Source organism: Micromonospora sp. NPDC005257 (assembly GCF_042872445.1).
Classification (GTDB): domain Bacteria; phylum Actinomycetota; class Actinomycetes; order Mycobacteriales; family Micromonosporaceae; genus Micromonospora.
In genome coordinates this window covers 72,148-85,496 of record NZ_JBIAKL010000012.1, presented here as the reverse complement: position 1 = coordinate 85,496, position 13,349 = coordinate 72,148, and the positions used below count along the sequence as shown (strand labels likewise).

9 protein-coding genes are annotated in these 13,349 nt (G+C 76.8%); 3 read left to right on the top strand and 6 right to left on the bottom strand.

What is annotated here, in order from left to right; translation table 11 throughout:
* Positions 1 to 672 carry a maleylpyruvate isomerase N-terminal domain-containing protein gene (locus tag ACFYO8_RS24150; RefSeq protein ID WP_357711827.1) on the top strand — a complete coding sequence of 224 codons (672 nt, stop codon included), beginning with the start codon at positions 1 to 3 and terminating at the stop codon, positions 670 to 672.
* Positions 673 to 678: 6 nt separating this feature from the next.
* Here ACFYO8_RS24150 and ACFYO8_RS24145 read toward each other — a convergent pair whose 3' ends face one another.
* Complete coding sequence (locus tag ACFYO8_RS24145) at positions 679 to 1,518, bottom strand: DUF1028 domain-containing protein (RefSeq protein ID WP_354873151.1); 840 nt, start codon at positions 1,516 to 1,518, stop codon at positions 679 to 681.
* 125 nt (positions 1,519 to 1,643) lie between these two features.
* Between ACFYO8_RS24145 and ACFYO8_RS24140 the strand changes: the two genes are divergently transcribed.
* Both ACFYO8_RS24140 and ACFYO8_RS24135 read left to right on the top strand, forming a co-directional pair.
* Positions 1,644 to 2,618, top strand: a complete 975-nt coding sequence (locus ACFYO8_RS24140) for an LLM class F420-dependent oxidoreductase (RefSeq protein WP_354873314.1) — start codon at positions 1,644 to 1,646, stop codon at positions 2,616 to 2,618.
* Position 2,619: 1 nt separating this feature from the next.
* Positions 2,620 to 3,420, top strand: coding sequence for an SDR family oxidoreductase (locus ACFYO8_RS24135; RefSeq protein WP_355096405.1), 801 nt, complete (start codon positions 2,620 to 2,622; stop codon positions 3,418 to 3,420).
* 144 nt (positions 3,421 to 3,564) lie between these two features.
* On the opposite strand, the gene ACFYO8_RS24130 is transcribed toward ACFYO8_RS24135, so the two are convergent.
* The 5 genes from ACFYO8_RS24130 to ACFYO8_RS24110 form a co-directional block, all read right to left on the bottom strand.
* On the bottom strand, positions 3,565 to 5,904 hold the full coding sequence (locus tag ACFYO8_RS24130) for a transglutaminaseTgpA domain-containing protein (protein ID WP_387188766.1): 2,340 nt from the start codon (positions 5,902 to 5,904) through the stop codon (positions 3,565 to 3,567).
* Positions 5,901 to 7,055 carry a DUF58 domain-containing protein gene (locus ACFYO8_RS24125; protein ID WP_354873145.1) on the bottom strand — a complete coding sequence of 385 codons (1,155 nt, stop codon included), beginning with the start codon at positions 7,053 to 7,055 and terminating at the stop codon, positions 5,901 to 5,903. The genes ACFYO8_RS24130 and ACFYO8_RS24125 overlap by 4 nt, the downstream gene beginning before the upstream one ends.
* Positions 7,056 to 7,057: 2 nt before the next feature.
* Entirely contained in the window at positions 7,058 to 8,053 is a 996-nt protein-coding gene (locus ACFYO8_RS24120; protein WP_354873143.1) for a MoxR family ATPase, read from the bottom strand.
* Between the two features lie 19 nt (positions 8,054 to 8,072).
* Positions 8,073 to 10,634 carry a fibronectin type III domain-containing protein gene (locus ACFYO8_RS24115; RefSeq protein WP_354873313.1) on the bottom strand — a complete coding sequence of 854 codons (2,562 nt, stop codon included), beginning with the start codon at positions 10,632 to 10,634 and terminating at the stop codon, positions 8,073 to 8,075.
* Positions 10,635 to 10,840: 206 nt separating this feature from the next.
* Positions 10,841 to 12,412: a hypothetical protein gene (locus ACFYO8_RS24110; protein WP_354873311.1), complete on the bottom strand. Its 1,572-nt coding sequence runs from the start codon at positions 12,410 to 12,412 to the stop codon at positions 10,841 to 10,843.
* Positions 12,413 to 13,349: the final 937 nt, after the last annotated feature.

Sequence of the window (13,349 nt, the reverse complement as noted above, 5' to 3'; positions counted from 1 at the left end):
GTGCAGAACGTACGGGCGGCGTTCCGGGCCGAGTGCGAGCGCCTGGAACGGGTGCTGCGCGTCCTGGACGACGCCGCGCTGGACCGGCCCACGCCATGCCCGCCCTGGTCGGTGCGGGACCTGGTGGCGCACGTGAGCACCGGAGCCGGACGCCTGGCCGGGATGCTCGCCGAACCCGCGCCGCTCCGGGCCGAGGTCGACGCGGCTGCCTACTTCGGAGCGGCCAAGTTCAGCCCGCGGGTCGACCGGGACCGTGTCGAGTCCGCGCGGCGGGCGGCGCGGGAGCATTCGGGCGCCGCCGCCGTGGCAGCGGAGTTCGGCCGGGCCTGGCGGGCCACCGACGAGGCGGTCGCGGCCGCGCCGCCCGGCCGGGTGGTAGGCACCCGGCACGGTGACGCGATGACGCTGGCGGAGTTCCTGCGTACCCGCGTGGTGGAGGTCGCGGTGCACGGCCTGGACCTGGCCGACGCGCTGGACCGGCCGCCCTGGCTGACCCCGGTCGCGGCGGACGTGGTGGTCGGGGTGCTCACCGGCGGCGTGCCGGTGCCGCCGGGCCTGCGCTGGGACGCGCTCACCGTGCTGCGCAAGGCCACCGGCCGGCTGCCGGCGACCGGCGACGAACGCGCCGAGCTGGCGCGAGCGGGCATCGGCCGGCTGGCCTTCGGCGGCTGACCGGGCTCAGCGCGCCGCGCAACGCCGCAGGTGCGCCAGCACGATCGGGTCGATCCGGCCGGGCACGAAGCGTTCCTCCAGGTTCTCCAGACCGCTCCAGGCCGCCAGCGCGTCGTCCAGGCCGGCCGGGCCGACCGGGTTGCCGGTGGCGGCGAGCAGCTCCGCCACCTCGGCCGCGAGCGGACCGGTGAGGTCACGCAGCGACGCCGGGTCGGGCCGGCCGAACAGCATGTGGTGAATGTCGAGCAGGCGGCTCAGCTCGGAGACCGGGTCGGGGTGGTCGTCCACGCGCAGGTCCACCAGCTCGTCGCCGGTGCCGGCGTAGCCGCCGTGGCGCCGCACCACGAACATCGCCGCGCTCTGCCGGCCGCGCCGGTCGCCGCCGGCCTGGTCACCGGCGATGAGCGCGGCCAGCAGGCGCTGCGGGAACGGCAGATCCACGCGGGCCAGCCAGGCGTCGCGCAGCGCGTCGATCACCTGCGGGCCGGTCAGGATGTTGCCCTGCGCCGCCCAGCCGTCGCCGGCCTGCCCGCCGGCCCACGGATGGCAGCGCGGCCCGGTCCAGGTCGCCCCGTCACCGGCCGCCCCGACCACGGCGAGCTGCCGGTCGTCGCGGCCGGGGTCGGCGGCCACCAGCCCGGCCACCGCGTCGGTGGCACTGACGCCGGTACGCAGCAGCGCGAGCGCCTGCGCCCGGTAGGCGAGGTTCGCGTGTGCCTGGGTGGCGACCGCTCCCACCTGCGCCTCGGCGGCCGGCACCAGCGCCCCGGCGGCGAGGAACCGGCTGGCCACGACCACGCCGTGCAGAAGCCCGTCGGCGGAGCGGGCGACGAGCGAGAAGGTCACGCGCGGATCGTAGCCCGGGTGCGGCGTGCGGGACCGGCGTCGCCGTCCGATCGCCCATATCGTCCTGGATCTTGCTCCCGGCGGTGCCGGACGGGCACGATCGACGGGTGACGAACCGATGGGGCATGACCGTGCCGCTGGGCGGCATCCCGCTCGCCGACCACGCCGCCGTCTACGCGGCCCTCGACGACGCCGGGTTCACCGATGTGTGGTCGTCGGAGGTGGCCGGCGCGGACGCGTTCACCCCGCTGGCCCTGGCCGCGGCCTGGTCGCCGCGGCTGCGGCTGGGCACCGCCATCACGCCGGTGTTCACCCGCGGGCCGGGACTGCTCGCGATGAGCGCCGCCGCTCTGGCCGAGGCAGCGCCGGGCCGCTTCGCGCTCGGCGTCGGCGCGTCGTCGCCGGTGCTGGTGCGGGACTGGAACGGGATCGAGTTCGACGAGCCGTTCAAGCGCACCCGGGACGTGCTGCGGTTCCTGCGGGCCGCGTTGCGCGGCGAGACGGTCGACGGCGCGTTCGACACGTTCGCCGTCCGGAAGTTCACGCTGGAACGTCCGCCCAGCCTGCCGCCGCCGGTCGTGCTGGCCGCGCTGCGCCCCGGCATGCTGCGCCTGGCCGCCGCCGAGGCCGACGGGGTGATCCTCAACTGGCTGTCCGCCGACGACGTGCCGACCGCGCTGGCCGAGGTGGGCGAGCGCCGGCCGGGCTTCGAGGTCGCCGCCCGCATCTTCGTCTGCCCGACGGAGGACGCCGTGTACGCCCGCGCGCTGGGCCGCCGCATGATCACCGCCTACCTCACGGTGCCCGCGTACGCCGCCTTCCACAGGTGGCTGGGCCGCCAGGACTCGCTCGGCCCGATGTGGCAGGCGTGGGCGGCGGGGGACCGGCGGGGCGCCTCCGCCGCCGTGCCGGACGAGGTGGTCGACGCGCTGGTGCTGCACGGCTCACCCGAGCAGTGTGTGGCCGCCGTCCGCCGCTACGCCGACAACGGCGTGGACGTGCCGGTGGTCGCCGTGCTGCCCACGCCGGAGATCAACGAGGGCGGCGCGGCGGCCTGGATGGACCTGCTTCCCCGGCTCGCCCCCGGGAAGGTGGCCTGAGATGAACCTGACCGACCGGGTCGTGGTGATCACCGGCGGGGCCGGCGGGATCGGCGCGGCGCTGGGCCGCCGGTTCGCCGCCGAGGGCGCCGCCGCTGTCGTCCTGGCCGACCTGGCCGCCGACGCGGCCCGCGCCACCGCCGAGGCGATCGGCCCGGTGGCCAGCGGCGTCGGGCTCGACGTCACCGACGAGGCGGCGGTACGCGCCCTCGTCGAGGCGACCGAGCGCCGCCACGGCCGCATCGACCTGTTCTGCGCCAACGCCGGCGTGGCCACCGGCGGCGGCATCGACGCGCCCGACGCGGACTGGGACCGGGCCTGGCGGGTGAACGTGCTCGGGCACCTGCACAGCGCTCGCGCGGCGCTGCCCGGGATGCTTCGCCGGGGCCAGGGCCACCTGCTGCTCACGTGCTCGGCGGCGGGTGTGCTCACGGCGGTCGGCGACGCCCCCTACACCGCCACCAAGCACGCGGCGGTCGGTCTCGCCGAGTGGCTGGCGATCACCTACCGGGACGCCGGTATCCGGGTCAGCGCGCTGTGCCCGCAGGGCGTGGACACCCCGATGCTCGCCGACGGCCTCGCCGAGGGGCACCTGGGCGCCCGGGTGATCGCCGCGTCCGGGACGATCCTCACGCCCGACCAGGTCGCCGACGCGGTCGTCGCCGGCCTGGCCGAGGAGCGGTTCCTGATCCTGCCGCACCCGGAGGTGGCCGACTATGCCCGCCGTCGCGCCGAGGACCCCGACGGCTGGCAGGCCGGGCTGCGCAAACTCGTCCGCAAGCTGCGCGCCGCCGACCGCTGACCACCACGCCTCGCGCCGTCCCGCGGCCGGCCGGCGCCTCGACAGGCTGTCTCTCCGTGGGCGCCTTTCGAGCTGAGTCGTTTGTGACATCGCGCCGACGGGCGACAGCGTCCCCTCGCACGGCCCAGCCCGCTGCCGAGCCGGTCAGCGGCGCCAGCGCAACGGGCCCGGGTGCAGCGACCACAGCAGCCGTCCCGGCCGGGACCGGGCCGCCCGCAGCGCCGCGACGTAATCGGCCGCCACCGCCGCCGCCCGGTCCGCCTGGGCCGGATCGACGCTGCCCGGGGCGAACGCGACCCGGTTCACCAGGCCGGCCAGCTCGCCCACGTCCCCCTCCGGCCCGGGCATCCGCCCACCGCCGGGGCCGTGCACAGGCACGTCTGACCCCGGCTCCCGGCTCCCGGCCGCGGGCACCGCTCCGGGCCGCGTCGCGCGGGCGCCGGCGAGCACGCGGCGGGCCCGTTCGCTCACCTCCGCCGCCGCCAGGTCCGGTCCGACCGGGTGCCCGGCCAGGCGCAGCGCGTCGGTCAGCTCCCGCCACGCGCCCGCGACCCGCGCCCGCGGATCACCGGCGTCGAGGCGGGAGCGGGTCAGCCGGCGGCGCATCGCGTACAGCGCCGCCAGCACCGCGCCGACCAGCAGCACCAGCCCGCCGACGCCGCCACCGACCAGCACCGGCGTACCGAGCCCGCTCTCGCCCCGGCCGGGGGCGGACGCGGCGGCCGGGGGCGTGGCGCTCGGCTCCTCAGTGGGCGCCGGCACCTCCGACGGCGGTGGATCCTCCGGCCGCGGCCGGAAGTCCTCCTCCACCGGGCGGGGCTCGGAGTCCGGACGCGGCATCGGGTCGAACGGCACCCAGCCGACGCCCTCGAACAGCACCTCCGGCCAGGCGTACGCGTCGGCGGCCCGCACCGGACCGTCGCCGTCGGGCTCGAACCCGACCACCACCCGGGTCGGCAGGCCGGTGAGGCGGCCGAGCACCGCGAACGCGGCGGCGAACTGCTCCGAGGTGCCCCGCTGCCCGCCGCCGTTACGCGGTCCGAACAGGAAGAACGCCAGGTTCGGGTACGCGTGCCCGCTGGGCGCGTCGGCTGTCACCCGGTAGTGCTCGGCCAGGAACGTGGCGATCGCGTCGGCGCGCGCGTACGGGGCGCCGTTCGACTCGGCGAGCTGGGTGGCGAGCCTTCGCAGCGGCTCCGGCGCCCCGTCTGCCACCCGCAGCACCCGGGCCACCTCGTCACCGGCGGGCACGTTCGCCGTGCTCAGCAGGTTCGGGTCCGGGCGCTCCCGCACCGAGGACACCTCGTACCGCAGCCCTGGCGCGAGCCCCTCCGGCCGGATCAGCGTCCCGGTCGCCGGGTCGTACGCCACCCGCGCGCCGGTCACCTCGCGCGGCGTGGGCACCGCCGGCAGCAGCCGCCCGGTCAGGTCGCCGACAGTGATCTGCTGGCGTACCTCGTCGGTGTCCGTGCCCGGTGCCGGCTCGGCGGCGGGCAGGATCCGCCCCGCGTTGCGGTACGTGGCGCCGACCCGCCAGGTCACCCCGTCGTAGTCGCTGAGCACCGCCAGCCGGATCCGCGGCGGCCCGCCGTCGCCGGCGCCCGCGACAGTGCGCACGTCGAGCAGCCGCTGGTCCGGGTTCAGCGCCCACCCGGAGATCCGGATCAGCGGGTTCTCGTCCAGCGACTCCACCTTCGGCGGCTCCACGTAGCGGCGCGGGTCGACCGGCCGCTCGTCGACCTGGGCGGCCACCACCGGGGCGAGCAGCGCCGCCAGCGCCACCACCACCGCGAGCCCGCCCGCGCTCGCCGCCACCAGCCGCAGGCGCACCGCCGCGCGTACCGCAGGGGTCAGACCGGCGACCGGATCGGGCGCCGGGCCGTCACGACGCCCGGCTGCCGCCAGGCCGGCCGCCGCGACGGCGGCGAACAGCACAGTCGGGCCGATCGCCGGATCCGCGTTCGGCCCGACCACGTAGAGCGCGCCGGCGTAGAGCAAGGCCGGCGGCAGGTAGCCCAGCAGCACCCGCCCGGCCCGCAGCGCCACCTCGGCGGCGGTCAGCCCGGCCAGCCAGGCCGCCACCACCGGGACGAGCACCGTGTCCGGAGCCGGCTCGACCGGGATCATCGCGGTGAGCAGCCGGGGGATCGCGTTACGGGCCGCGTCGGCGGCCACCTCGCCGAGCCCTCCCGGCAGTGCCGCGTGCGCGGCGGCCAGCCGCAGCGACAGCAGCGTCCACCCGGTCAGCGCGGCTACCGACAGCGGCGCTACCAGCCAGGACGGCAGCCGCCGGGCGGCCACGCCGACCAGCACCGAGCCGGCCGCCGCACCGGCCATGAGCCGGGCCGGCAGCGGGTCCGCGTACACCCGGCCCAGCACCACGCCGGAGAGCGCGACCAACACGACCAGCGCGGCCGGGACCGGCGCGGCCCGCAACGCCCGGACCACACGCTCCGCCGCCGTGCCGGTCCGCAGCGGCGTCACCACCGGCGGACCCCGTCCCACTCGGCGGCGAACGCCGCGCCGTCGGCCGCGTCCAGCACCGTCAGGCCCGCCGCGCCGGCCGGCGTCGGCCCGTCCGCGCCGAACATCCCCACCACCACCGAGGGGTACGCGCCGCGCAACGCGCCCACGTGCCCCAGGTCGTCCCGGCCACCCGGTCCGGTCAGGAAGACGAGCGTGTCGCCGAGCCGGTCCCGGCGCAGCCGCCCGGTCGCGGCGGGCAGCACGTCCGGCCCGGTGTCCGCCAGCTCCACCGCGGCCAGCCGGTCCAGCGGCCCGGCCGCGCCGGCGGGCTCCACCTCGGCCGGCACGACGAGCAGCAGGTGCACCTGCAGGTCCTCCCGCACGGCGGCGGCCACCACCGACGCCGCCGCCTCACACGCCGACTCGAACGACTCCGCCAGACCACCGGCCCGGCCCGGGTGCGCGGACGAGCGGTTGTCCAGCACCACCACCAGGCACGGCAGGCTGGTGTCCACGTTCTCCCGCACCATCAGCTCGCCCACCCGGGCGCTGGTGCGCCAGTGCACGCGGCGCAACTCGTCACCCACCACGTACTCCCGCAGCGAGTCGAACGTGATCGATCCGTGCGGCACGCCGTCGGTGCGTCCGTCCAGGCTGCGCCCGGCGCCGGTGGGCACCGCGGACAGGGGATGGATCCGCGGGTGCACCCACACCGGCACCGTGCCGCCGTAGCCGCGCGCCAGCGCCACCAGGCCCAGCGGATCCCGGCGCACCACCCGTAGCGGCCCCACCGGCACCACCCCGCGCCGCTGGGTCGGCACCTCGTACCGCACCACAGTGTCCCGGCCCGGACGCAACCGCAGCAGCGGCACCGGCACCAGCGACCCGGCGCAGCGGTCCTCGGCCACCAGGTTCGCCGCCCGCAGCCGGCCGGTGTTGCGCACCGTCAGCTCCATCGCCGCCGGCTCACCCCGGGCCACCCGGTCCGGATCGGCCCGCCGCCGCACGCTCAGCCGGGGACGCCAGGCCGCGTTCACCACGGCGTAGCCGACCGCCACGCCGGCCGCCGCGCCGAGCACCGTCAGCTCCGGGTACGCGTACCGGAACCCCACGCCGAGCAGCACCAGGGCGGCGATGAGCAACCCGACCCCACGGGCGGTGATCCCCACGCTCAGCCGTGTACCGCTGCGGCCTGGCCCGTCGGCAACGGCACCGGCACCGACGCGACCGCCTGGCGCAGCACCTCGGCGGGCGTGACTCCGCGTACCTGCGCGTCGGGGGTGAGCAGCAGCCGGTGCGCGAACACCGGCTCGACGAGCGCCTTCAGGTCCTCCGGCATGATCCAGCCCCGGCCGTCGATCAGCGCGTACGCGCACGCCGCCCGGGTCAGCGCGATCACCCCGCGCGGGCTCACCCCGACCCGCACCTGCGGATGGGTACGCGTGGCCGCGGCCAGCCGCACCGCGTACGCGTAGAGCGGCTCGGCGATGTGCACCCGCTGCGCCATCTTCACCATCCCGCCCACAGTCGCGGTGTCGGTGACCGGGCTCAGCGAGTCGGGGGAGCGGACCGTGGCGCCGCGCAGCACCTCCACCTCGACCGCCTCGTCCGGGTAGCCGACGGACAGCTTCACCAGGAACCGGTCGAGCTGCGCCTCGGGCAGCCGGTAGGTGCCGTCCATCTCCACCGGGTTCTGCGTGGCCACCACCAGGAACGGCTGCGGCACCGGGTGCCGTACGCCGTCCACCGTGACGGTCCGCTCCTCCATCACCTCCAGCAGCGCCGACTGCGTCTTCGGCGACGCCCGGTTGATCTCGTCGGCGATCACGATGTTGGCGAACACCGGCCCCGGGTGGAACTCGAAGCCCCGGCTGGCCTGGTTGAAGATGGTCACCCCGGACACGTCGGAGGGGAGCAGGTCCGGCGTGAACTGGATCCGCCGCCACTGCCCCTTCACCGTCGCCGCGATCGCCCGCGCCAGCGTGGTCTTGCCGACGCCCGGCACGTCCTCCAGCAGCACGTGCCCCTGCGCGAACAGCGCGGTGAGCGCCAGCCGCACCACCTGCGGCTTGCCCAGCACGACCGCGTTGACGTTGTCGGCCAGCCGGGCGGCCAGGGCGGCGAAGCCCTGCACCTCCGGCTGGCTCAGCGGTTCGTGCGTGTTCACGGATGCGCCTCTCGTGCGGTCAGCAGGTGGGCAGGACGCCGAGGTCGTCGCCGCCCTCCAGGTTGAGCCAGGCCCACGGGACGTACGTCTTGCCCTTGTACTCCACCTGGATCCACCAGGTGCTCTTCTTGTTGTTGTTGTAGATCCAGGCGTCCACTTCCTCGCCCTTCACCTTGCAGTACGTGCGCAGCCGCCGGCCGTCCGGCACCCAGCCCGCCTGCCGGTCGTTGTCCTGCCGCGGAACCTCGAAGATCTCGTTGCCGTTGCGACCGTCGACGTCCCTGTCGCAGTACGTCCGCTGATCGCCGTCCGGACCGTTCTTGCAGGTGGCGACGCCGTACAGCGGGTCCGTGCCCTGCGCGCGGGAGGCGGTGCCCCTACCGGCGGCGTTGCTCGCGGTCAGCGTCACCGTGTACGCGGTACCCGGCGTCAGCCCGGTCACCCGCAGACTGGAGCAACTGCCGCTCGCCGTCTTCCCGCCGGTCGCCGCCGTGCAGGTGGCCCGCCCGCCGCCCGCGTCCACAGTGAACGTCACGGTCACCGACGTGGCGTCCGCCGACGAGCCGGTCACCGTGATCCGGGGCTGCGCCACCGTCCGCGCGGTCGTGCTCGCCTCCGGTCCCGGCCCGGCCTCGTTCACCGCCTTGACCTTCACCGTCACGTTCTGGCCGTTGCCCAGCCCGCCCACAGTGGCCCGCACATCGGTCACCTCGACGGACTTCCCGGCCGCCTCGACCAGGTACTTCGTCACCGGCCGGCCGTTCTCCACCGCCGGGGACCACTGCACCGCGACGGTGCCCGGCTGGTCGGCGACGGTGGACGCGCGCAGCTCGGTCGGCGCCTTCGGCACGGTGAACGGCACCACCGTGTTGCTCACCGGCGACGCCTTCGACCCCGCGCCGGAGTCGCTGACCGCTGCCACGGTGAACGCGTACTGGGTGCCGTACTCCAGTTGCCCGGCCGGCACCACCAGCTCCGTCTTCGCCGACTCGCCGGCTGGGGCGCTCGCGCCCGCCGAGGTCGCCGTCACCGCGTACTTCGCGATCTTGTTGCCCTGACCGTCGGCCTCGGGCCAGCTCACCCGCACCGTGCCGTCCGGCCGCGCCTCCGCGGTCACCGCCGCCGGCGGGTCCGGCACCTCGGCGGTCGGCACCACCGGGTTGCTGCGCCGCGCCGGCCCCGCACCCTTGGCGTTCACCGCGTGCACCGAGAACGTGTACGTCTCACCGTTCGTCAGGCCGGTGATCTCCAACGCGCGCTGGTTCGCGCCGACCTGGTGGGTCTGACCGGCGCCCTCCACCACGTACCGGGTGATCTCGGCGCCGTTGGACGCGGCGGCCTGCCAGCTCACCCGCGCGGACGCGTCACCGGCGGCCGCGGTCACCGACTTCGGCGCACCCGGCTTGCTGACCTTGGGCTTCTTCGGCGGGGGCGGCGGGGCCACCGGCGGCGGGTCGCCGCCCAGCACGTCGTTCGCGTACTTGTCGACCTCACGGACCTGGTTGCGGTCGTCGACCACCTGCGCGGTGGACGAGTCCGGCGGGTTGATGAACAGGTGGTTCTCGCGCACCTCCAGCTCGACCGGGCCGGGGCGGCCGGCGCCCTTGACGGTCTGCACGAGCTGCCCCTCGCCGTCGAAGGCGTACACCGTGCCGGTGTTCTCGTCGGCGCAGTAGAACCGGCCCGCCCACGCCACCGCCGGGCTCAACCGGGCACCCGTGCCGGGCACGGTGAACCGCTTCACCTCGCGGCTGTCCCGCACCACGTGCACCGCCCGCTCACCGGAGACCGTGACCGGCACCTGCGGCCCGCTGGTACGCGTCGGCAGGTTGCCCGGCGCGGTCATGCTCAGCTCCGCCCGCTTCGTCTGCCCGCCGACCACAGTCACCAGCGACGCCGAGGTGCGGTCCAGCACCGCCACGCCCTCGTCCAGCGTGGACACCACCAGGTCGTGCGCCGGTTCGGCCACGTCGTACGTCTCGACCCGCTTCGGGCTGAACCCGGGCGGCGGCGCGTCACCGGGCCTCTCCGGCAGCTCGGCGGCGGTGACCGCCGAGACGGTGCCCTCGCTCGGCACCGCGACCCACAACTTGCCGGCGCCGTCGAACGTGCCGCCCGCGATGCCCGGCGGGTAGCGGACCGGCTCGCCCACCGGCGTCAGCGCCCGCGGGTCGAGCTGCCGGACGATGCCCTGCACCGCGTCCACCACGAACGCCGTGTCCTCGTGCAGCGCCACGCTCACCCCGAGGCCCGGCGCGGTCGGCGTCGTGGCGGTGATCTGCAACGTCGCCAGGTCCAGCGAGCTGACCCGACCGGTGTTGAGGTCGCGCAGGATCAGCAGCCGGTCGGTCTGGGCCACCTGCATCTGGTGCCGCCGCCCGCCCGGCACCTCCATCCGGGTGTCCACCCGCGCGGTGACGCCGTTGACCCGGGCCAGCTCGCTGCGAGTGGTGCTCCACAACCAGGACGACGCGTCGAAGCTCGCCACCGCGTTGTCGGCGGCGCCCAGCCCGAGCACCGTCAGACCCATCGCGGCCAGCAGCGCGGTCACCGTGCCGATGGTGACCAGTCCGCCGCGCATCCGCGACCGTGGACGGGCCGGCGCCGGCCCGGTGCCCGTGACGTCCTCGATGGTGGTCACTGCCGGCTGCCTCCCCGTGTCGGTGGGGGAGGGGCGATGCGCACGGCCGACCCTCCCCAGAGCCGGGAGCCATCATAGGTGCCGCCCGGAGCCGGTGAAACCCGCACCGTCCTCCTGTGGACACCGAGCGTGTCGCCCGTGGGCGCTCAGTTCGCCGTGCCGCCACCCTCGCGGTCCGTGCACACCTGACCCGAGGTGGCGTACGAGGTGGTCGAGTAGACAGCCAGCACGGTGAAGCAGTAGTCCAGCTTCGCGCTCAGCCCGTTCACCGTGTACCGCGTCTGCCCGGCGTCCACAGTCGCCATCACCCCGAGCTTCTGCCCGGCCCGGCCACCCGCCACCACGAACGGCACCCCGCCGTTCGTCGGATCGGTCCAGGTCACCGTGACGGTGGTCGTGTCGTCGCGCAACGCCAGGTTCCCCGGCGGCGGACCGGCCACCTCCGGCGACGCGGCGCCGGACGCGGGCACGGGGGCCGGCGGCGGCGCCGCCTCCCGGTCCAGCAACACCGCGCCCGCGCCGACCGCCGCCAGTACGGCGAGTACCGCGCCGCCGACGACCAGGGCCAGCACCATGCGGTTGCGGCCCGGCCGCTCCGGCTCCATCGGGTACGCGTCCAGCGGGTGAGCCGGCGGCGGCTGGTGGAACATCGTCGGGGCCGCCGGCCAGGCGCCCTGCTCCGGCTGGCCCCGCTGGCCCGGCGGCTCCGGTCGCGAGGGCTCGGGGAAGTCCAGCAGGTCCTCGTAGATCGTCATCGGCCGGTTCGGCTCCGGCTCAGCCGCCGGATCGGCGGTTGCCGGCTCGTCCGTATCCGGCGCGGCCTCGGGCCCGGCGGACCGGTCGACCGGTTGGGACGGGGCAGCGCTGCTCCACGGCGGCGCGACCATGCCCCACGGCGGTACGGAGGAACCGCTGACGGGCGCAGCGCTGACCGGCGCGGCGGGTGGTCCGCTCACGGGCGGCGCATAGGTGCCGGGCGGAGCGCTGACCGGCGGGTACCCGGCGGGCGGCCCGCTGACCGGTGGCGGGTACCCGGGCCCGGGTGGCGTGCTGGCCAGCGAGGGGTAGCCGGGTGCGGGTGGTGCGCTGATCGGTGGCGGGTAGGTGGGAGCGGGCGGGCCGCTGACCGGTGGCGGATAACCGCCGCCCGTCGGGTGCGTGGGCGGCGCGCTCACCGGATGCGCCGACGTGCCCACGGGCGGTGCGCTGACCGGCGGTGAGCCGGCCGGGGAGGGGCCGGCGGGTGTGGGACCGGACGGCGGCGCGTCGGCGGGCGACCCGCTGACCGGTGACGGATCGGCCGAGCCCTTGCTCGCCGGGGGCGCGCTGACCGGTGCTCCGCTGACCGCTGGTGCGCTGGCCGGAGCGTCGCCGTTGGAGCCGGTCGCTTCGGGTGTGGCAGGGGCGTCGGAGACCGCCGTCGCAGCCCTGCGCGCCGCCGCCTCCTCCTCCAGCAGCGGGCCGATCTGCCGTACCTGGATCGTCGGCTTGTCCCAGCCCGGTCCACCGGGGACGGGGGGTGTCGTACCTCCTCCGGCGCCGCTCGTCCCGGTGCCGTCCACCCGAGCCGCGGCGTGCCGCGGGGGAGTGGGAACGGCCTCGGCAGCCGGTGCCGGCCGCTGGGCGGGCGTGGGCCCGGACGGGGCGGCGGACGCGGGCGGCGCCGGTGCGGTGGCGGCGGCCGGAGCCGGTTCCGCCGCCGGCCGGGTGGCGGGCACCGACGGGGATGCCGAGTCCGGAGCGGTGACCGGAGGCGGTGCGGACGCGGCTACCGGGGGCGGTGCGTTGGGGGTCGGGGCGGGCGGGGCCGAGGCCGGTGCGGCCACCGGCGGCACGACCGGAACGGGTGGTGGTGGGGGCAGGGCGCCGCTCCCCGGCGCCACGACGCGCGATGCCGGCGGCAGAACCGCCGGTGGCGGTGGCGGTACCGCTCCCGCAGCGGGCAGCCGCGACGGCGGCAGGGTGGTCCCGGTGGAGGGCGCCTCGGTGCGCGGCGTCGCGGGCGGCGGCGGGATGACGGGCGGTGGCGGCAGCGGGGACGCGGCGGCGGCTCCGGGCGTCGTCGGCCGTCCGGGCGCGGTCGCGGGCCCCGGCGGGGGCGCCGGACGCGGGGGTACGGCGGCCGGAGCGCGGGGAGGTGCCGGGGTGACGGCGGAAGCGGCGGGCGGCCGACCGTACGTTCCGGGCTGCGCCGGGGCACCGTCCTGGGCCGGCGGAACCGGGGTGACCCCTTGGGACGGAGGTACCGGGCGGACACCGGGAATCTGCGAGGGCGTTCCGGCAGCCGACGAGGGCCTCGCCGGGGCGGCGGGTTCGACGGGCACCACCGGGAACCGGGCGGTCGCCTCCTCCGCGATCGGCGCGAACCGGGTCGTCGCCTCTTCCGGTGGCACGGGCGGCGCCCAGGGGCTCGCGGGAGTGTTCGGCGTGACGGCGGGCGGCCGGGGCGGCGGGGTGGGCGCGATCGGGGGAGCGGTCCGCGGGTCCGGCGCGGACTGAGGCGGCTGTCCGGAGCCGGCCACCGGGACCGCCGGCCCGGGGCGGGGAGCCCACTGCGAGCCGGGTGCCCGCGGACCCGGGGCAGGCGCGGCGGGCCGGGAGGGCGTGCGCGGGTGGGGCGGTGTGATCGCTGCCAGTGACACGGTGGGCTCGGAC

Excerpts from the sequence above, each read along its gene's own strand:
- ACFYO8_RS24140 (WP_354873314.1), top strand. The coding sequence starts at position 1,644 with ATGACCGTGCCGCTGGGCGGCATCCCGCTCGCCGACCACGCCGCCGTC.
- ACFYO8_RS24135 (WP_355096405.1), top strand. The coding sequence starts at position 2,620 with ATGAACCTGACCGACCGGGTCGTGGTGATCACCGGCGGGGCCGGCGGG.
- ACFYO8_RS24115 (WP_354873313.1), bottom strand. The coding sequence starts at position 10,634 with ATGCGCGGCGGACTGGTCACCATCGGCACGGTGACCGCGCTGCTGGCC.